The organism is Oceanobacillus chungangensis (assembly GCF_003369565.1).
Taxonomy (GTDB): domain Bacteria; phylum Bacillota; class Bacilli; order Bacillales; family Amphibacillaceae; genus Oceanobacillus; species Oceanobacillus chungangensis.
The window spans coordinates 33,224-52,968 of the sequence record NZ_PIOD01000014.1 but is presented as its reverse complement, the minus strand read 5'-3'; the positions used below and the strand labels follow the sequence as shown (position 1 = coordinate 52,968).

Annotated in this window: 16 protein-coding genes, 1 pseudogene and 1 riboswitch; of the genes and pseudogenes, 12 read left to right on the top strand and 5 right to left on the bottom strand. The window is 38.7% G+C overall.

Annotation, left to right across the window (positions count from 1 at the left end; genetic code table 11):
* The first annotated feature begins 357 nt into the window (after window positions 1–357).
* Window positions 358–502: riboswitch (FMN riboswitch) on the top strand.
* 208 nt (window positions 503–710) lie between these two features.
* The 5 genes and pseudogenes from ribE (at window position 711) to CWR45_RS12685 (ending at window position 5,005) form a co-directional block, all read left to right on the top strand.
* Window positions 711–1,361: a riboflavin synthase gene (gene ribE / locus CWR45_RS12705; protein ID WP_115750252.1), complete on the top strand. Its 651-nt coding sequence runs from the start codon at window positions 711–713 to the stop codon at window positions 1,359–1,361.
* Between the two features lie 12 nt (window positions 1,362–1,373).
* Window positions 1,374–1,976, top strand: a pseudogene (gene ribB / locus CWR45_RS12700) (3,4-dihydroxy-2-butanone-4-phosphate synthase); the annotation flags it as partial.
* A 58-nt stretch (window positions 1,977–2,034) separates the two neighbouring features.
* A complete protein-coding gene (gene ribH, locus CWR45_RS12695) occupies window positions 2,035–2,505 on the top strand; it encodes a 6,7-dimethyl-8-ribityllumazine synthase (protein WP_115750250.1) in 471 nt (156 codons plus the stop codon).
* Window positions 2,506–2,753: 248 nt separating this feature from the next.
* Window positions 2,754–2,936 (top strand): hypothetical protein, encoded by a 183-nt coding sequence (locus CWR45_RS12690; protein WP_115750249.1) that lies wholly within the window; start codon window positions 2,754–2,756, stop codon window positions 2,934–2,936.
* Window positions 2,937–3,127: 191 nt separating this feature from the next.
* Window positions 3,128–5,005, top strand: coding sequence for an ABC transporter ATP-binding protein (locus CWR45_RS12685; protein ID WP_115750248.1), 1,878 nt, complete (start codon window positions 3,128–3,130; stop codon window positions 5,003–5,005).
* 276 nt (window positions 5,006–5,281) lie between these two features.
* Here the strand turns inward: CWR45_RS12685 and CWR45_RS12680 are convergent, their stop codons facing one another.
* Window positions 5,282–7,000, bottom strand: a complete 1,719-nt coding sequence (locus CWR45_RS12680; RefSeq protein WP_115750247.1) for a DNA-binding protein — start codon at window positions 6,998–7,000, stop codon at window positions 5,282–5,284.
* Window positions 7,001–7,260: 260 nt separating this feature from the next.
* Here CWR45_RS12680 and CWR45_RS12675 point away from each other — a divergent pair, with 260 nt between their 5' ends.
* The 3 genes from CWR45_RS12675 (at window position 7,261) to CWR45_RS12665 (ending at window position 8,055) form a co-directional block, all read left to right on the top strand.
* On the top strand, window positions 7,261–7,458 hold the full coding sequence (locus CWR45_RS12675; RefSeq protein ID WP_115750246.1) for a hypothetical protein: 198 nt from the start codon (window positions 7,261–7,263) through the stop codon (window positions 7,456–7,458).
* Between the two features lie 81 nt (window positions 7,459–7,539).
* Window positions 7,540–7,731, top strand: a complete 192-nt coding sequence (locus tag CWR45_RS12670; protein ID WP_115750245.1) for a hypothetical protein — start codon at window positions 7,540–7,542, stop codon at window positions 7,729–7,731.
* 108 nt (window positions 7,732–7,839) lie between these two features.
* On the top strand, window positions 7,840–8,055 hold the full coding sequence (locus CWR45_RS12665) for a DUF6366 family protein (RefSeq protein WP_115750244.1): 216 nt from the start codon (window positions 7,840–7,842) through the stop codon (window positions 8,053–8,055).
* 630 nt (window positions 8,056–8,685) lie between these two features.
* Here CWR45_RS12665 and CWR45_RS12655 read toward each other — a convergent pair.
* Window positions 8,686–10,029, bottom strand: a complete 1,344-nt coding sequence (locus tag CWR45_RS12655; protein ID WP_115750242.1) for a sodium-dependent transporter — start codon at window positions 10,027–10,029, stop codon at window positions 8,686–8,688.
* A 455-nt stretch (window positions 10,030–10,484) separates the two neighbouring features.
* On the opposite strand from CWR45_RS12655, the gene CWR45_RS12650 reads away from it, so the two are divergent.
* The 4 genes from CWR45_RS12650 (at window position 10,485) to CWR45_RS12635 (ending at window position 15,379) form a co-directional block, all read left to right on the top strand.
* Entirely contained in the window at window positions 10,485–12,059 is a 1,575-nt protein-coding gene (locus tag CWR45_RS12650) for a Na+/H+ antiporter NhaC family protein (RefSeq protein WP_115750241.1), read from the top strand.
* A gap of 287 nt (window positions 12,060–12,346) precedes the next feature.
* On the top strand, window positions 12,347–13,840 hold the full coding sequence (locus CWR45_RS12645; RefSeq protein ID WP_115750240.1) for an aldehyde dehydrogenase family protein: 1,494 nt from the start codon (window positions 12,347–12,349) through the stop codon (window positions 13,838–13,840).
* Between the two features lie 18 nt (window positions 13,841–13,858).
* A complete protein-coding gene (locus tag CWR45_RS12640; RefSeq protein ID WP_115750239.1) occupies window positions 13,859–15,007 on the top strand; it encodes a saccharopine dehydrogenase family protein in 1,149 nt (382 codons plus the stop codon).
* A gap of 57 nt (window positions 15,008–15,064) precedes the next feature.
* On the top strand, window positions 15,065–15,379 hold the full coding sequence (locus tag CWR45_RS12635; protein WP_115750238.1) for a DUF3870 domain-containing protein: 315 nt from the start codon (window positions 15,065–15,067) through the stop codon (window positions 15,377–15,379).
* A 201-nt stretch (window positions 15,380–15,580) separates the two neighbouring features.
* On the opposite strand, the gene CWR45_RS12630 is transcribed toward CWR45_RS12635, so the two are convergent.
* The 3 genes from CWR45_RS12630 to CWR45_RS12620 form a co-directional block, all read right to left on the bottom strand.
* On the bottom strand, window positions 15,581–17,026 hold the full coding sequence (locus tag CWR45_RS12630) for an NAD-dependent succinate-semialdehyde dehydrogenase (protein ID WP_115750237.1): 1,446 nt from the start codon (window positions 17,024–17,026) through the stop codon (window positions 15,581–15,583).
* 81 nt (window positions 17,027–17,107) lie between these two features.
* Window positions 17,108–18,298: an acyl-CoA dehydrogenase family protein gene (locus CWR45_RS12625; protein ID WP_115750236.1), complete on the bottom strand. Its 1,191-nt coding sequence runs from the start codon at window positions 18,296–18,298 to the stop codon at window positions 17,108–17,110.
* Window positions 18,295–19,455, bottom strand: coding sequence for a CaiB/BaiF CoA transferase family protein (locus tag CWR45_RS12620; RefSeq protein ID WP_115750235.1), 1,161 nt, complete (start codon window positions 19,453–19,455; stop codon window positions 18,295–18,297). Before CWR45_RS12620 ends, CWR45_RS12625 begins: the two co-directional genes overlap by 4 nt.
* Window positions 19,456–19,745 lie beyond the last annotated feature (290 nt).

Below are 19,745 nucleotides of genomic sequence, written 5' to 3'. Positions count from 1 at the left end.
AGAATTATTACTAGAAATTGACAACTACCTTCAAACCCTAAATTTAAAGCTAGACATTATAAAAGATGAAATTGAAGAAATAAAATCAGAGTGCAGGCGACTTGGTTGTAATGAATAAATAATATTATAGGTCTATTAGGAATAGTAGTCATTTTGCTTGAGAAGGTTTGGGATATTCAAAATATAATAGGCTCCCTTTGAAAAATGCAAGGACTTACTTTTTTGTCCTTGCATTTCAATTTAGAAAAAATCTAATTCTCTACATAAGATTTTAATTAACCGAATTTAGAAATAGGAGACAAATAACTTGCAGAATAAATGCATTTAAGTTATAACAAGAATACAAGTTCATAATTTAATTTCCTTCGGGGTCGGGTGAAATTCCCAATCGGCGGTAATGATACGATATCTAAGTCCGCGACCTGTATGGTTTTCCAACCGTATGGCTGATCTGGTGTAACTCCAGAACCGACAGTTAAAGTCTGGATGAGAGAAGGAATTTTAGGCATGCAATGATTTGATGATGAATTGTATTGCTTATTCGTATCTAAATTTAGTACGGATAAGGCAGTATTTTTCTGTTATTCAATTTATTTAAGTTACATGCTTACTAAAATTCTAAATCATTAAGCCCTTGAGAATTCTCAGGGGCTTTTCCTATTTTCAAAATACCCCTAGAAATGAATAGCTGAATAGGAAGGAGGACGAAGATGTTTACCGGAATTGTAGAAGAAAAAGGAACTGTAAAGCGTGTCCATCAAGTATCAATGCAGGCGGTGCAATTAACGATAGATTCAAATAAAGTAATTCAGGATGTGCAAATTGGCGATAGTATTGCAGTAAATGGCATCTGTTTAACAGTTACCAATTTTAATGGCATCAGCTTTCAAGTTGATGCGATGCCAGAAACACTGAAGGCAACTACATTGCATGCATTAAGGCCAGGATCAAAAGTGAATTTGGAACGGGCAATGGCAGCAAATGGCAGGTTTGGTGGTCATTTTGTTTCGGGGCATGTCGATGGCATCGGCGAAATTATAGCAAAATATAAGAAAGAAAACGCGATTTATTATGAAATAAAGATACAGGAAGAATTGGCGAAGTTTTTGTTGCATAAAGGTTCTATCACGGTTGATGGCATAAGTTTAACCCTTTTTGCAGTAAATAAGGATACATTTACGATATCGCTGATCCCACACACGGCATCGGAAACGATTTTAGGATCTAAGGGCAAGGGAGATATCGTCAATATTGAATGTGATATGCTCGCGAAATATGTGCAGAACATGCTGGGCAACGAATATTTGCAGCCAAAAGAAGACATAAATCAAGCATTTTTAATAAACAATGGATTCATGTAGGGAGGGATAACGATGATTCATACGATTGAAGAAGCACTCATTGATTTAAAAAATGGAAAACCGATTATCGTTGTTGATGATGAAAATAGAGAAAATGAAGGTGACTTTGTCGCATTGTCTGACAAAGCAACGCCGGAAGTGATTAATTTTATGATAACACATGGAAAAGGGCTTGTCTGTGTCCCAATCGAAGCAGACCATGCAGAAAACATTGGCCTACCAATGATGGTAGATAAAAGTACGGATCCGCTTGGGACTGCTTTTACAGTGTCTATCGATCATAATGATACAACGACAGGGATTAGTGCATATGAACGTTCAATAACGATTCAAGCTTTGGTAGACCCGAAAGCAAAGATATCCGATTTTAAACAACCCGGGCATATGTTTCCGCTTATTGCCAAAAAAGGCGGAGTGTTAACTCGACCAGGCCACACCGAGGCAGCTGTCGATTTGGCGAGATTAAGTGGTACATTTCCTTCAGGAGTCATTTGTGAAATTATTAATGAAGATGGGACAATGGCAAGATTGCCTGAATTAATCACGATGGCAAAGGAGTTCGATGTAAAAATAATTACAATTGCGGATCTCATAGAGTATCGGAAAAAAGTAGAAAACGAGACTGCTTTAAACAAGTATTAAAAAATAAATGATAAAGTAGAGGAGAATGGAAATGGGAAACGTATTTGTAGGGAATGTAGTTGGAACAGATTTAAAGGTTGGTATTGTTGTTGCTAGATTTAATGAATTCATTACGAATAAATTATTGGATGGGGCAATTGATACCCTTAAAAGACATGGTGTAAGTGAAGAAAACATTGATACAGCATGGGTGCCAGGTGCATTTGAAATTCCGTTAATTGCTGGGAAGATGGCAGCAAATGCGAATTATGATGCTGTAATTACGCTCGGAACAGTCATTCGTGGATCAACACCACATTTTGATTATGTATGTAATGAAGTTGCAAAGGGAGTAGCCAAAGTATCCACCGATACTGGCAAACCTGTTATTTTCGGAGTTTTAACAACAGAGACGATTGAACAAGCAATCGAGCGCGCAGGAACAAAGGCGGGAAATAAGGGAGCAGAAGCTGCTGCATCTGCAATTGAAATGGCAAATTTAGTAAAAGCATTCGAGAATTAATCAAAAGACGATGTACATAAAAAGGGCCGATTCGGCTCTTTTTTTGATGCAATACGTTATGATTTAAACGGTAGAATATTACAATAAGCAGTTTCATCCTGATCTTTTTTACTGTAACTGGACATTTATGAAGTATCACAAAATACAGCAGTTAAGAAATATATTAGCGGGGCCATTAGCCTAAGTGGAATTTTCGCTGAGACTAGGCTAAACTAAAAGGTAGAGCGTTTAATCACGGGGGAGAAAACATGAAACTATTACTTGGACAGCTTGTAATAATTGCACTGGTATGGCTAGGAATGGCATTTTATTTTCCAGATATGAATGAAGGCAGTAAAATAATCTTTTACTTAGTGACATCCTGGATGCTATTCTTAATCGTTGGGGTAGTAAAAACATGGTTACATAACCGCAAAGAACAATCGAAATAGTTGCTCGAATGAATTTCAAAAAAGAGGATAAAAAGGACCGAGAAGATCGAGGCGGCGTAGCGTTGAGTAGCGGAACGTATGCCCTTAATACGTGAGCAACGGAAAAGCAAGCCAACGGAGAAATTCGATGTGTCATTTTTACCGGACTTTTTGAAAAACCTTTTGGAATAAAGTGTGAGGAAGGAATACATATGCTTACAATAGAGAACTTAACTAAATCGTACGGTGATAAGGTATTATTTGATGATATTACATGTACGATTTCTGAATATGAACGAATTGGTGTTATTGGTGTCAATGGTACGGGCAAGTCAACTTTTTTGAAAGTAATTGCAGGTATTGAATCAGCTGAAAAAGGTACGATTAAGCATGCAAAGGATTATCGAATTGAATATTTGGCACAGGATCCAGAACTCGATCCTGATTTGACCGTAATTGAACAGATTTATTACGGGGAATCGATAATCATGAAGACATTACGTGCATATGAAGCGGCATTGCTCAAGCTTCAAAAGGATGCTACGAATGAGAATGCACAGCAGCAATTACTGAAAATGCAGGAACGAATGGATAAGGAAGAAGCATGGGAAGCAAGTACGACTGCAAAAACGGTATTAACAAAATTAGGAATTACCGATTTTGATAAAAAAGTTACCGAACTTTCTGGTGGGCAGCGGAAGCGAGTGGCGATTGCCAAGGCGCTCAATCAGCCAGCAGATTTATTAATATTGGACGAGCCGACAAACCATTTGGATAATGAAACCGTTGAGTGGCTGGAAAAATTCCTGCAAACATATAAAGGGTCACTATTACTAGTAACCCACGACCGCTACTTCTTAAATCGGGTAACGAATCGTATTTATGAGCTTGATAAAGGGAATCTGTATATTTATGAGGGGAACTATGAAATATTCCTTGAAAAAAAAGCTGAGCGAGAAGCATTGGAACTGAGCAGTGAACAGAAGCATGAAAATACACTGCGACGTGAGCTTGCATGGCTAAGACGCGGTGCCAAGGCACGGTCGACGAAACAGAAGGCAAGGATTGAGCGTGTAGAAGAAATGAAAGAAAAATCTTTCGACACGAATAAGCAAAATGTAGAATTTCAAGTAGGGTCGACAAGACTTGGGAAAAAAGTAATTGAACTTAAAAATCTTGAAAAGTCTTACGGAGATAAAATTTTGCTTCGTGATTTCAGTCATCTCGTTGTACCAGGAGACCGAATTGGGATTATTGGATCGAATGGCTCAGGAAAGACAACGTTATTAAATATGATAGCCCAGCGGATTTCACCAGATAAAGGTGAGATTGAAATTGGTGAAACAGTGAAGATTGGCTACTACACACAAGGTGATGAAGAACTAGATGGCAGCCAGCGGATTATCGACTATATCAAAGAAGTTGCTGAAGTAATCTATACAAAAGATGGCCAAACAATCACAGCCGAGCAAATGCTGGAGCGTTTTTTATTTAACAGATCGGAACAATATAATTATATTCGCAAGCTTTCTGGTGGAGAAAGACGTCGCCTTTATCTGCTAAAAGTGTTAATGACCGAGCCGAATGTTTTATTCCTCGATGAGCCGACAAATGACTTAGATACACAAACATTAAGTGTACTGGAAGAATACCTCGATCATTTTCCGGGTGTTGTAATTACAGTATCCCATGACCGATATTTCTTAGATCGTGTCGTGGATCATCTATTTGTATTTGTTGGCAACGGTAAGGTTAACCATTACTATGGGAATTATAGTGAGTATTTGGAAGAGAAACAGCGAAACGAAGTAAAACAGGAAAAACCAGTGAAAGTCCAAGTTCCTCAAAAGAAAATTCGAAAGAAGCTTTCTTATAATGACCAGCGAGAATGGGATAAGATTGAGGACGAAATTATGGAGCTGGAAGAAAAGATAGAGGCATTACAAGCAGGTATCGTTGATGCGGGGAGTGATGCTGAGAAGGTGCAAACATTATTTGCGGAACAGCAGGCAGTCGAAGCGGCACTTGAAGCAAAAATGGAACGCTGGGAAGAACTTTCGTTAATGATTGAGGAATTAGAGAAGAATTAATAATAAAGAAGGGCAGCCCGAATTTTCGGACTGCCCTTTTTAAGTATAAAAAATTGCCTATTTCAATTCACGTGACAAGAGAAGCCACGTCCAGCTCCAGCGCCCGTGCTGCTAGCGAGACTTCCCTCACCTCCGTACGATAAGTCAACATTGATTCGCTTTCGCTCATCGTGTTTCCTTTATCTCCTACGAAGGAATGTTCGACATGTCGAACCACCCCAAACTGGGGGGCGCAGTCCGTACGTCGCTAAACGGGCGCTTCCGCTTTTGTTCTTTTTACTCCGTTAATCCTTCAATTGTAAGTGACTCCACAATTGCTGTTCCATTATCTAAAACATTCGCCTCAAGCGTTACGCTATCTTCAGCTTGCATGAATACAGCAAGTGGTGCCTTCGAAGCATTTATTGTATAAATCGTTTGGTCGTCAGTTAGTAAAAATTGTATTAATTGCCCAGTTTCCTGTGTTGTAACAACTACACGATTTACTTCACCATTAATCGTTTCTAATGTGGAAGCTTCGCCTGTTGAGCCTACATTACTAGGGTCTTGAACAAGTGCAAGCCGATATGCATCAAGTGCTTGACTTGCAGTATCACCAAAGACAACAAAATCAGAATCGGCTGCTTTGATATAGGCATATTGTTTAAAGAGACCATTAGGATCTAGCACGTTGACTACCCAAGTTGGATTTCCGTCGATATTATATAAGATTGGCATAGAACCTTCCCAGTTCTTCTCTGGGAATTCCTTATCAACGATTTCTCTAGCCCCTTTACTATCCATTATTCCATTGTTTTGATCCCCGTTATAGTACACGAGTTCTCCAGTTCGGGCATTAATTAATGTGTAGCCTAGAGCTGAATCAATATTTTCCTTAGGTGAGGACATATCGGTAAAATAATGCATTTGTCCATCATTATCAAATATTGGTGTTACATTACTTTCAGTTCCGGATTCGTTAGGAATTTTAACGTCCTTCTTACCGAAGATGGAATTCAGCCAACCGTGGACAAATTTTCCGAAATACTCATTTTCATCAGATGCCATTTCCGAGCTAATGGACCCGTCAACGAATTCAGGTGCTTCTGCCGTATCGTAAAGGGATACATCACTTGTTACAGGGTCTACAACTGCAACATTCAGTTTTGACATATCTGGTTTATTTGTTAAGCCGATTGGTTTATAAAGTGTTTGTACATACCATGGCTTGCCATCTTCATCTACTTCTATTTGTGCTTCACCACTTTGAATATAATTAGGATATGCATTATAGATCACTCGCTTAATATTGTGATTGAAAAAGCTTGAATTGGTATAACGCATCTTGCTTTCAACAAACTGTGGCTGTGCATTTATATCCGTTGCAGAAATAGTGAAATATCCTTCTGTTTCCTTTCCGCGGAAATAACGCCAGAAGTCTGTAAATTCAACAGGTGCAATGAAGACGACATCTTCTCCAATTTTTTGAACCTGAAGTTTTCCTAAATCATAGAATTGTGTGTTCGGTACGACACTCATAGACTTTTGTACTTTATTACGAGCCGACTCCGGTGAAACAACAATAGGTGTCGCGTTTTTATCTAGTGGTTTAGCCTCTGGTACTTCATTTTTTGCGATAGAATCATACGTATCATTTAAGGCGAAGATTCCAAGTACGAAAAATGTCGGTACTGCCAAAATTGCTACAATCACAATGACTGCCGTTACTGAGTCAAATTGTCTGCTCTCTTTAGTAAATGGCTGTGTCATTGTAATGCCATATAGAGACAGCATTCCAACAAATCCAATGATAAGGTTAGCGATCGTGATATTTGGTATCGTAACTGCAGGCATTGCAAAGTAAACAATGACTGCCTCTACAATAAATAAGATAATAAATACAATACCAATGCCTTTTAATGTTGTTGCTCGATCTTTATTTTTAAATACAAAATACAATGCTACAACAAAGAATAAAATAAATGAGAGCAATGTAGTTGTTAAAATTCCGATCATATATTCATCCCCAATCTTTCTTTAGATAATATTATTACGGTTTATTGTTAAAAAGGTTTCAAAATAAAGGACATTTCTTTAAAAAAGGATAATAATAGTATTGGAATAAATCTGAAATATGTGATAAAATTAGCGCGATTAGTGCGTGGAAATATTGGCCTTGTTTAAGTAATAGCTATATGTCGCATGAATTGCATTTAGAATACACTCCTTGAGATGCTGAATCCTGTGTAATGAAAAATATAGGAGGAGATACGTAAGTGACTAAAGGGTATAGAAAATTTAAGATAAGCTTCCATTTAATTATTTTTGTTTTTGCCATCGGTTTGATCCTATCATCTATTGTTGGGTTTAATGAGGTGGATAGAGCCTTGCTTTATTTAATATTGGGTATCTTGTTTGCACTTGAAAGTTCATTTGGGTTATATAAAAGTTTAAATAAGAAACATATATATTAATCAAAAAATGTTTTTTTCTTAGACTAATCTGCTGATCTAATTTAATGAGATACTAAGAATTACTTTTAGGAGGTTTGCAAAGTGACAAATAAATCTCGAACGATCATAACACTTGTATGTAGTTTACTTATTTTTACTGTTGGTATGTTTAGAATACTTACAGAATCACTTTCTTCAACACCACTGTTTGTAGCATACATCCTCGCAATAACCGGATTTATTGGAGTTATTGCAAATGGAGTAATACTAATAAAGAAGTTACAATCTAATTAAACAAATAAGAATCGCGATTCATTTTAGGAATCGCTTTTTACTTTTACAACAATCTTCCTAACCTTATATTCAAATAACGATTGATTGAGTAATTTAGGAGGTCAAAATATGGACAACGATAGAGAATCACCGGAAGAAAGAAGAGAGAGGTTAAGACAACAAGAATGGAAAAACAACCCAACTGGCAACTTGAATGATTCATTAAATAGGGGTGCTAATGGGAGCCTTGCTGACTTAGTAGGTGGTTTGGGTTGGAAGGGCACTGGAATACTTATTCTTGTAATAATATTTGGTTTTCTAATATATGCTATTTTCTTTCGCTAACTGGTACCATAGTTAATCTAAGGTATTACTAAAATTCATGATGATGGGGTAAAACATTTGAATCGGATCATATTACATTTCTTTATATTAATTTTCAGCTTTATTTATTATTAATTTAATTTTCAATGCCATTTTCAAATCTACTTTGGATATGATAACAGCATTTTCCACCGCATTAGGAGTTTCCGCGGGAAGCATTTTTATAGGGCATTTTGTAAGTAAGAAATTGCAGAAGAAGTAATATATATTTATGGTTTCATATGTTAAATAATTCCTGCATGAAGTTTGTTTGTCAATTGGAGGTATAGATAACTTAATGAGAATTACTGGTCTTATTCTTATCCTTATTTCAATCATTACTGTGTTTTTTAATTATAATATTGCTATTTTTATCTTAGGAATGGCGATGTTTTTCTTAGGGATTTATTATTTGCAATCGAGAAACAAAAATATGTCGTATATATATTTTGTTTCTAGTCTTATTTTTATAGTAGGTATCTGTATAAAAGGTTTTTAAGAACAAAAATACAGTTAAAGGCTTAGAGATAATATATCTCCTAAGCTTTAACTGTATTTATTTTTAACACTTCACAAGAGTACTTCGTTAGAACGACAACATGCTACCTCAATTTATAAAATCCCAACTGACCCTAAAAACACGAAAATAATTGTTATTGGAACAATCCAGCGCATTAATTGAAACCATACGTGATACATGCCGTTGGACAAGTTGTTTCCATATGAGAATTCTTGCCTAACAAGGGTCTTGTCCATTTTAAAGCCAATAAATAGGGCGATAAATAAACAACCACCAGGAAGTATAATGTTACTTACCAAGTAATCCGTTGCATCAAAGACCGTTAAACCGAAAATTTTAAAATCAGCGAGGATATTTGATGATAATGCAGCTGGAATACCAGCGAAAAAGACGAGGATTCCAGCAATACTCGCAACCTTTTTACGTGAACGATTTTTATTTTCTGTGAATGCTGCTGTAATGATTTCCAACATGCTGAAGGACGATGTTAAAACAGCGAATAAAAATAGTAAAAGAAATAGACTAAGGAATACTTCTCCGAATGGCATTTGCGCAAAGGCCTCTGGAAGGACGATAAATAATAGTCCAGGACCCTCGGTTGGCTCTAGCCCGAACGCAAACACTACTGGGAAAATCGCCAATCCAGCTAGTAGAGAAACAAAGATATTCATAACAGATACAGAACTTGCAGATAGTGGTAAACTGACATCCTTCTTTAAATATGAGCTATAGGTAACCATAACGGAAATACCAACAGCAAGCGCGAAGAAGGAATGACCAAGTGCATACAAGACATTTTCAGCATTAAGCTTGGAGAAGTCAGGCTGAAGGAAGAAACGAATTCCCTCAAGTGCACCCTCAAACGTTACCGAACGAATGACTAAGATAATGAAAAAGATAAAGAGTAATGGCATTAAAATTTTACTCGACTTTTCAATCCCATCTTGAATCCCAAATGAAACAACAATAATATTGATTAGTAAAAATAGTGCGAGCCCTAGAATTGTAATGAAAGGACTTCCTGTTATCGTTGCAAACAGCTCAGGATAGTTTGCATTCTCCTTTATAACTAGTCCAGGGATAGATAGTGCACTATAAACAAGTACCCACCCACCAACGACACTATAAAACGACATAAGTAAGAATGCACCAACAACGCCCCATTTACCAATAAAGGTCCAAAGTGAATTTGGCGCAAGTTTTTTATATGCACTGACAGCTTCCTTCTCAGCTCCTCTGCCAATAATGAATTCTGCAATTAATATCGGTAAACCAATAATGACGGTAAAGGCGATAAATAATAGGAAAAAGGCTCCTCCACCATTCATCCCCGTCATATATGGAAATTTCCATATCGCACCAAGGCCAATCGCGGCTCCAGAAGATGACAAAATAAAGCCGATTTTCGATGACCATTGTTCTTTTTTCTTTTGCATTTTTTCCCTTCTTTCCAGTTGATTCTAAGTTGAAAAATATCTTACCATTATAACACTACTTCATAGCATTTAATATTGTCATAAATTATAAATAAATTAAGGCTAATTTCGTATTATTTGTCGCTATATTAGAAATGTTGATTTCCACTACGGACAGTTGCTTGTTAGCCGCCAACACAGGGAACGACTGGCCACCGCTGCAATTTCTTTCCCGAGTCCGATGCTGTCACCTAAAGAAATGGCTAAACCATATTTTTTAAAAGCAGCAATTTTCTTAGCATAAATTCTTACTTAAAGAAACAGGAGTTCATTCTTTCCTGTATAAAAGAGATCTGGCAAAAATAGAATAAAGTATAAGAATAGAAAGGGGGATCTAATTCATGAATGTACTGTGCAGTCATCTAGCGAAGAAAACCTGAAAGTAAAATAGGATCGATAAAAAATGGGGGATAGCGATGGAAGGAACGATTTGGTCATTAGTGCCACCGTTATTAGCGATCGTGATGGTTTTACTAACGAAGCGGGTTTTAATATCATTAGGGATAGGAATTATTGCTGCAGCATTTTTTGTTGGTAGTTTTAACATTTCAGATTCATTAGGTTTGATATGGAATGAATTTCGTGGTGTGTTTTATGCTGACGGAGCGGTTAATACTTGGAATGTGTATATACTGCTATTCGTATTAATGCTTGGGATAATTACTGCTTTCATGAGTATGATGGGTGGAACAAGAGCGTTTGCTGAATGGATGATTCGACGGATAAAAACGCGTTCAGGTGCTCAGATTATGACATTAATTCTCGGAATTATTGTGTTCGTAGATGATTATTTTAATAGTTTAGCAGTAGGGCAAATAGCAAAACCAGTGACAGATAAGCATCGAGTATCTAGGGCAAAACTTGCATATATCGTCGATTCGACCGCAGCACCAGTATGTGTTGTTGCTCCGATATCAAGCTGGGGGGCATACATTGTTGGGATCATTGGAACGATTTTTGTAACGCAAAACATTACAGAATATACTGCACTAGGTGCATTTATTTACATGATCCCAATGAATTTCTATGTTTGGGCAGCGCTTGGGATGGTATTTATTATTGCTCTTAGTCGTGCAGATTTTGGACCGATGAAAATTCACGAGCAACATGCAATACAAACAGGGGAGGTCTCTCGCTCGGAAATAAAGGAAACAGCAGGTTCTGTCTCAATCTTGCCTACTAGTGACGCAGGCAGGGTGAGTGATTTACTAATTCCCATTGCTACTCTCTTTATTGCTACGATTGGCGCTATATATTTGAGTGGACTTAGTCTAGTTGAAGGTAAACGAACGATTATGAATATATTCGGTAGTGCGGATGTATCAGTTGCATTATTATGGGGTGGAATAATTGGTATTGTGGTAACCTTTTTATTATTTATTCGTCATTATCAAGGAAAACAATTATCGGCTAAACATTTTATTTCAGGGATAATAAAAGGTACAAAATCGATGTTGCCTGGATTCACGATTCTTATTTTTGCCTGGGTTATTGCAGCCTTAATTGACTCATTAGGAACAGGAACATATCTAGCGGGACTCGTGCAATCCTCCAATTTGAGTTTGATGATTCTTCCACTAATTGTATTTATCATTGCTGGGTTCATCGCTTTTGCAACTGGTACTTCTTGGGGCTCTTTTGGAATTCTTTTGCCAATTGCTGGTGAAATTGCCGCAGCAACTGATGTGACCTTACTTTTGCCGATGATGGCGGCCGTGCTAGCTGGAGCAGTATTTGGTGACCATTGTTCGCCAATCTCGGATACGACAATCCTCTCATCAACGGGTTCCAGCTGTAATCATATTGACCATGTGACAACCCAATTACCATATGCTTTTGTTGCAGCTGGAATTGCCGGGATGGGTTATTTAACGCTAGGCATTTCTGGTAGTGTTTGGGTAGGATTAGTCACTGTCATCCTCGGGCTACTTATTTTATACAGTCTGCTTAGGAAAATAGCAACTAATGAGGAGGCAACATTAGAGAAATAATAGCTTTTCACGTAATATTTTTTATGTTTATAATAATTGTAAAAATTTAGATATTCATTTATAATAACTGTGATTGTTTTTCTCAGTGAATCGAGGGAGAGATGGACTGGATATAAAATTAGTAAGGTCGGTAATTAATTGGTTAATATTAAGTAAGCGCTTGCATGAGTTCGGTTAAAAGTCCATTTCTCTCATTTTTAAAGTTTAGCAATGCTTTGGTCCAATGGTGTTACATATTGGCTAACTTGACTATTTGATGAATCTGCATGTAATGAGGAGGGGTTTTTTTGGCAGTGCAATTAGAGACGAAAAAATTATCTAACTTTATTAACGGTGAATGGGTGGAAGGTAGTACGTTTACTTCTGTAATGAACCCGGCTACGGGAGAGGAGATTGTCCAAGTTCCCTTATCCAGTTCAAATGATGTGAATGCAGCGGTTGCTGCAGCAAAAAAGGCACAAAAGGAATGGGCACTAGTTCCTGCACCACAACGGGCGGAAGTGCTATATCGCGTTGGCTATCTTTTGAAAGAAAGGAAGGAGAGACTTTCTCAGCTTTTGACACAAGAAAATGGCAAGGTGATTGAAGAAGCACGCGGTGAGGTGCAAGAAGGAATTGATATGGCATTTTATATGGCTGGTGAGGGCAGGCGCTTATTTGGGCAAACAACACCAGCTGAACTAAAGGAAAAATTTGCAATGAGCCAGCGTGCACCAGTAGGGGTAGTTGGTATTATTACCCCATGGAATTTTCCAATCGCAATTGCCACTTGGAAATCATTCCCGGCAATTGTTGCTGGAAATGCAGTCGTGTGGAAGCCGGCAACGGAAACGCCAATCATGGCATACGAATTGGCAAAAATATTTGAAGAGGCTGGTTTGCCAAAGGGAGTTATTAATGTCGTATTCGGTTCAGGTCGAACAGTGGGGGATGCAATGGTTCAGCACCCGGATATACGGGTCATATCTTTTACTGGATCAAATAATGTCGGGCGGAATATTGCGGCACAATGTGGGCGGCAATTAAAGAAGGTTTCCCTAGAAATGGGCGGGAAGAATGCAGTGATTGTCATGGATGATGCAGACTTGGATTTGGCAGTAGAGGGGATATTATGGAGTGCTTTTGGAACGAGTGGGCAGCGTTGTACCGCGTGCAGTCGAGTGATTGTTCACGAAAAAGTTAAAGGTGCATTGGAAGAACGTCTACGGAGCGCTATGGAAAAGCTGACAATTGGTAATGGATTGTATGAATCAATCAAGGTTGGGCCGATTATTAATCAGGCAGGTTTGGATAAAATCAAGCAATACATTGAGATAGGCAAAAACGAAGGTGCGACTTTACTTGAAGGCGGATATGAACTGACAGGCAATCAGCATGAGAAAGGACATTATTTTGCACCAACATTGTTTACCGATGTAAGTTCAGAGATGCGAATTGCACAAGAGGAAATATTCGGTCCGGTAGTTTCCTTAATTCCTGTAAAAAGCTTTGAAGAAGCAATCGAGGTAAATAATAGCGTGGAGTATGGTTTATCAAGCTCGATATATACGAATGATATTAATCGTGTGTTTAAAGCACAGCGTGATCTCGACACGGGAATTGTTTATGTCAATGCAGGAACAACAGGTGCGGAAATTCATTTGCCATTTGGTGGTACAAAAGGTACTGGGAATGGACATCGCGATTCTGGAATCCAAGCACTCGATGTGTTTACGGAATGGAAGGCAGTTTATGTGGATTACAGTGGCAAGCTGCAGCGTGCACAAATAGATGTAGAGTAAAGTTCGGGGGGGGATTTGATGAAAGTAGGGGTAATCGGTTCTGGTTTAATGGGAAAGGAAGCAGCACGTGATTTGGTCGGAAGTGCTGGTGTTACGGAAGTTGGCATCGCGGATATCGATTTCGAACGTGCACAAAAGGTCTGCGAGCATTTGAATTCACCAAAGCTAACAGCATATCAAGTGAATGCAAAGGATGAGCAGGATTTGGCGCAGTATATTCAGAAATTTGATGTCATCATCAATGCCTTATTCTATTCATTCAATGAAATCGTTGCACAAACTGCGATTAAAGAAGGAGTAAATTCCGTTGATCTTGGTGGACATATTGGTCATATGACAGATAGGGTTCTTGCACTAGGAAAAGAAGCGGAGAAGGCAGGGGTCACCTTAATCCCTGACCTTGGTGTTGCACCAGGAATGATCAATATTCTTGCCGGCTATGGTGCGGGGAAATTGGATAAAGTAGACGCAATTAGACTTTATGTTGGAGGAATACCATTGAAACCCCAGCCGCCATTAGAATATTATCACGTATTTTCAATGGAGGGTGTATTCGATCATTACACAGACCCGTCTTTAATTATTCGGAATGGAATGAAGCAGGAAGTTCCATCATTATCTGAAGTGGAACCCATTTATTTTGAAAAATTTGGTCCACTGGAAGCCTTCCATACCTCGGGCGGAACCTCAACATTGTCCCTGACCTATTCTAATCTACAAACATTAGAATATAAAACAATTCGCTATCCAGGTCATGCAGAGAAATTCAAATTACTCGTTGATTTGAATTTAATGAAGAAAGGCTATGAGGTAGAAGTAAATGGAGAACAAATTAGTCCGCGCGAGGTTTTCTTAAAAGTATTAGATCCAATTGTCGAACTCGGTGATAAAGATGATGTCGTATTATTACGAGTCATCGTATCGGGTGAGAAACAAGGAGAACACCGGACCTATGAATATGAAATGTCAACCCATAAAGATAGAAAGACGAATGTAACAGCAATGGCAAGAGCAACCGCAAATACGATTTCTGTCGTTGCCCAGATGATTGGTAATGGAACAATTTCAGACAAAGGGGTTCATCCGCCAGAGAAAGCCGTACCAGGGGATATCTATATTAATGAAATGGCAAAACGTGGTGTGATAATTAAGGAAAGCATCCTGTAATGAATGAAAATAACCGAAGCTTCCTAATAAGAATGTTATAAAAGGATCTGAGCAGAGATGAACACGATATTTATCGCTGGGCATGCACGCCTCCCATCTGGAATGGCTGCAAAAAGCGTCTATGAAACATTAACAATCACCGCAGAAATTGATAAAAAATACGGTGTAATTATTGCTGCTAGCTGTACTTTAGCAACAGAGCATGGCAGAGAATTTGTCGGGAGCTTGCTTAGAGGGTACAGTTTGCAAGATGGGATAGAAGAGCCAGTGAACCTCGTAAAGGAGCATTATTTAGGGAAAGCAGGAAATGCACTTGCATCTGCACTAAAGGATTTATATAAGCAATATGAGGGGATATACCAAAAAGAATAAGCACGCGCCACTTGAATAGAATATATCGGCGAGTTTCGGGCATATATCGGCGAGTTTATAGAATATATCGGCGAGTTTCGAACATATATCGGCGTAATTTAAAATATATCGGTATTTCCCCAAATTAGCCGCTGAAAAAATATACAACCCGCATGAAATTCGGTTGAAAAACCATTTCATGCGGGTTATTTATGATATTTCTTATTCAATCCCAATCGATACGAATTTTTTCTCTAAAAACTCATCCATGCCATGATGTCCGCCTTCTTTTCCTACACCTGATTGTTTGATACCGCCAAATGGTCCTTCAGCAATTGCTGGATATACATCATTGATACCAACAATACCATATTCTAGTTTTTCTGAAACACGAACGGCACGGTTTGTGTTTTCTGTGAATAGATAGGCAGCGAGTCCATAATCTGTATCATTTGCTTTATTAATAACTTCATCTTCATTATTAAAGGTTTGGATTGGAATCACTGGGCCAAACGTCTCTTCGTTCATTACTAACATATTATCTGTAGTATTTGCTAGAATAGTAGGGTTGTAGAAATATCCATCTAAATCGCAATCGGCAGTATCGCCACCATAAACGATTCTGGCTCCTTTATTAACCGCATCTTCGACATGTGATTTTACTTTTTCAGAAGCCTTCTCGTTAATTAATGGACCAATATCTACTCCTTCTTCTAATCCAGATCCGAGTTTCATTTGTTTTACTTTTTCAGTTAGTGCTGCAGTAAATTTTTCGGCGATTGATTCATGTACATATAATCGATTTGTACAGATGCACGTTTGACCGGCATTTCTAAATTTACTTCCTAATACAAGCGTAGCGGCTTTGTCGATATCGGCATCCTCAAAGACGCCACTTGGTGCGTGACCGCCGAGCTCCAATGAGATTTTCTTCACATGCTCTGCACTTTCACGCATTAAATATTTACCAACAGCTGTTGAGCCTGTAAAGGTAATTAATCGTACTTCTTTATTAGAAAGCATGCTTTCACCGATTGCTTTTGCGTGACCAGTTACTAAATTGACAACACCAGCAGGGATTCCGGCTTTCTCCATTACTTTCATAATCTCAATTGCCGACAACGGTGTTTCCGATGCTGGTTTAAGTACGACCGTACATCCGGCAGCTAATGCTGGACCGATTTTTCTCGTAATCATGGACGAAGGGAAATTCCATGGTGTAATAGCGCCGACAACGCCAACAGGCTGTGGAATCACAAGCAGTCGTTTCGATTTATTAGACGAAGGAATTACTTCGCCATAAGCTCGACTAGCTTCTTCCGCATACCATAATAAATAATTCGCACTAATTTTTATTTCACCGATTGCTTCGGCTAAAGGCTTTCCTTGCTCGATAGTTAAAATCTCCGCTAAACGTTCAGCGTCCTCTAACATCAGCTGTGAGGCTTTGTACAAAATACTGCCACGTTCTCGGCCTGTCATCGTACTCCATTCTTTAAATGCATTGGTGGCGGCCTTTATTGCTTCATCCGTTTCAGTTGCCCCACCTAGTGCCACTTCAGTGATTCGTTCAAGTGTTGCGGGATTATAAACTGTCTCTGTTTTTTGATCATCAACATTTTTCCATTCTCCATTAATAAAGATGCTTTTCGTTAATTTATCAAACATGTAGAAACCTCCCTTTTGTATTAAGCATATCGCATTTCCTTTGTTATTATCAATTAATTCGAATGGGGAAGAGTAGTAATCCTAATTTTCCCAAGCAGGGAGTGTTTTGTTCAACGGCTTATCTTGCCGATATCCGAGCACATACTCCGCTTGCATTATCGTGTGCACCTCGCGTGTACCTTCATAAATGACAGGTGCTTTGGAATTCCGCAAATACCGTTCGACCGGATATTCATCAGAATAACCATATGCTCCGTGGATTTGGACGGCGTCATTTGCGGCTGTATTGGCAAAATCACATGCCTGCCATTTGGCAAGCGATGTTTCCCTCGTATTCCGCTTCCCTTGATTTTTTAATTCACCTGCACGATATACGAGTAATCGGCTCATTTGAAATCCGGCTTCCATTTTGGCAATCATTTGTTGAACTAATTGATGCCTGCCAATTTCCTTTCCAAAAGTTTCCCGCTCATGGGCATATTTGATACTTGCCTCCAAGCAAGCCATAATTTGCCCTACAGCACCTGCTGCAACAGTGAAGCGACCGTTATCCAGTGCAGCCATTGCAATTTTAAATCCTTCACCTTCCTTGCCGAGAAGGTTTTCCTTTGGCACCTTTACATTCTCAAAAAATATCTCTCCAGTATTGCCCGAACGAATGCCATGCTTTCCTTTAATTGCTTTTGAAGAAAAACCGTCCCAACTCCGCTCAACAATAAATGCAGAGATTGCTTTATGCATTTCTGATTTCTCTCCCGTATATGCGAAAACTAAGAAATGATCTGCAATATCACACAGAGAAATCCATGTCTTTTGCCCATTTAATAAATAGTAATCACCCTGTCTACTCGCGGTTGCTTGCAGTGCCGCAACATCCGAACCAGCGCTCGGTTCTGTCAGTCCGAATGCACCGATTTTTTCGCCCTTTGCTTGCGGGACGAGGTATTTAAGCTTTTGCTCCTCGGATCCCCATTGCAATAATGTCATGCTATTCAATCCAGTATGAACGGAAACAGCAGTACGGAATGCAGTGTCGCCACGTTCTAATTCTTCGCAAACAATCGCAAGGGCATTATAATCCATGCCACTGCCGCCATATTTCTCAGGAATACAGACTCCCATTAATCCAAGGGCTGCTAGCTTAGGTAAAAGATTCGGATCGAACTTCCCTTGGCGGTCCCAATCTGCAATGTAGGGCATGATTTCTTTATCAGTAAAATCACGTACGGTTTTGCGCAGCATTGTTTGTTCTTCCGTGAATTCAAAATTCATTTCTCCATCTCCTCATCTTTTAACTTTGATAAAATTGCTTCATTATGTTCTCCTGCATTTGGTGGGTGATGCCTCATAGTTACAGGAGTCCGTGAGAGCTTTAATGGACTGCCAATCATTTTGATAGGTCCTGCCGTTGGATGCTCATAATCAATAAACATATTTCTCTTATTGAGCTGCGGATCCAGTGTTACTTCTTCGAGATTTTGAATTGGTCCACAAGGGATATTGTTTTCATGGCATTTTTCCAGCCAGTAAGCAGTTGTATTTGTTAGCAAGACTTGCTGCAGGACGGGAATTAATTGCTCCCGATGTTTCACCCTTTCAGGATTAGTAGCAAAACGTTCATTAATAGCGATTTGTGGTTGCTCTAAAATTGAACACAATGCCTTAAACTGCCGATTATTTCCAACGGCAATCACCATTTCTCCATCAAGTGTTTGAAACGTTTGATATGGGACGATATTCGCATGCTGATTTCCTAGTGCGGTAGGAATCTTCCCTGACATTAAATAGTTGCTGCCAATATTTACAAGTGAGCTCACAGCTGTGTCATATAAGGAAATATCGAGCTTTTGGCCGAGCTTCGAAGACTTTCGCTCTAGTAATGCAGCTTGAATTCCGATACAAGCGTAAAGACCAGTCAAAATATCAGTAATAGCAACACCAAGCTTTTGAGGTCCTGACTTTTCATCACCAGTAATACTCATCAATCCACTCATTGCTTGAATGATAAAATCATAGCCAGGCATATCTTTCTTTGGACCAGTTTCCCCAAATCCTGTAATAGAGCAATAAACGATGCTATGATTGATTGCCGACAGGGTATCGTAATCGATTCCCAGTTTCTCCATTGTCCCTGTTTTAAAATTATGAATGACAACATCACTTATTTTTACGAGCTGTTTAATAATCTTGATACCTTTTTCTGACTTCAGATCTAAGGTAATACTCTTTTTATTGCGGTTTGCCGATAAATAATAAGCGCTTGTATCATGCTGGAATGGTGGTCCCCATTTTCGAGTCTCATCACTGCCACCAGGAGCTTCCACCTTTATTACCTCAGCACCAAGATCGCCTAATATCATCGTACAGTAAGGTCCTGCTAGCACTCTAGATAAATCTAGTACTGTAATATTCTCTAATGCACCTGCCAATATTTTTCCTCCTTTCTGAATACAAAAAAGCCAGTTCAAAGAGATTACGTGTAAGTAATCGACATTGAACTGGCTTTTATCTGCTGTTAGCGTCTTTGTTAGAGACGCCTGGCAGAATAGGCAGCATCATAAATTTCGTTATTCAATTGAACGTGTGCTCTAAACGTGGAATTCGTTTTTACACGTTTCATTGATGCTATTATAAGCGATTTACAATATTTTGTAAACGCTTCCCGATGTTATTAACTTTGATATATGAAAAAAACTATCAACCAGTGCTCGGAGAATTT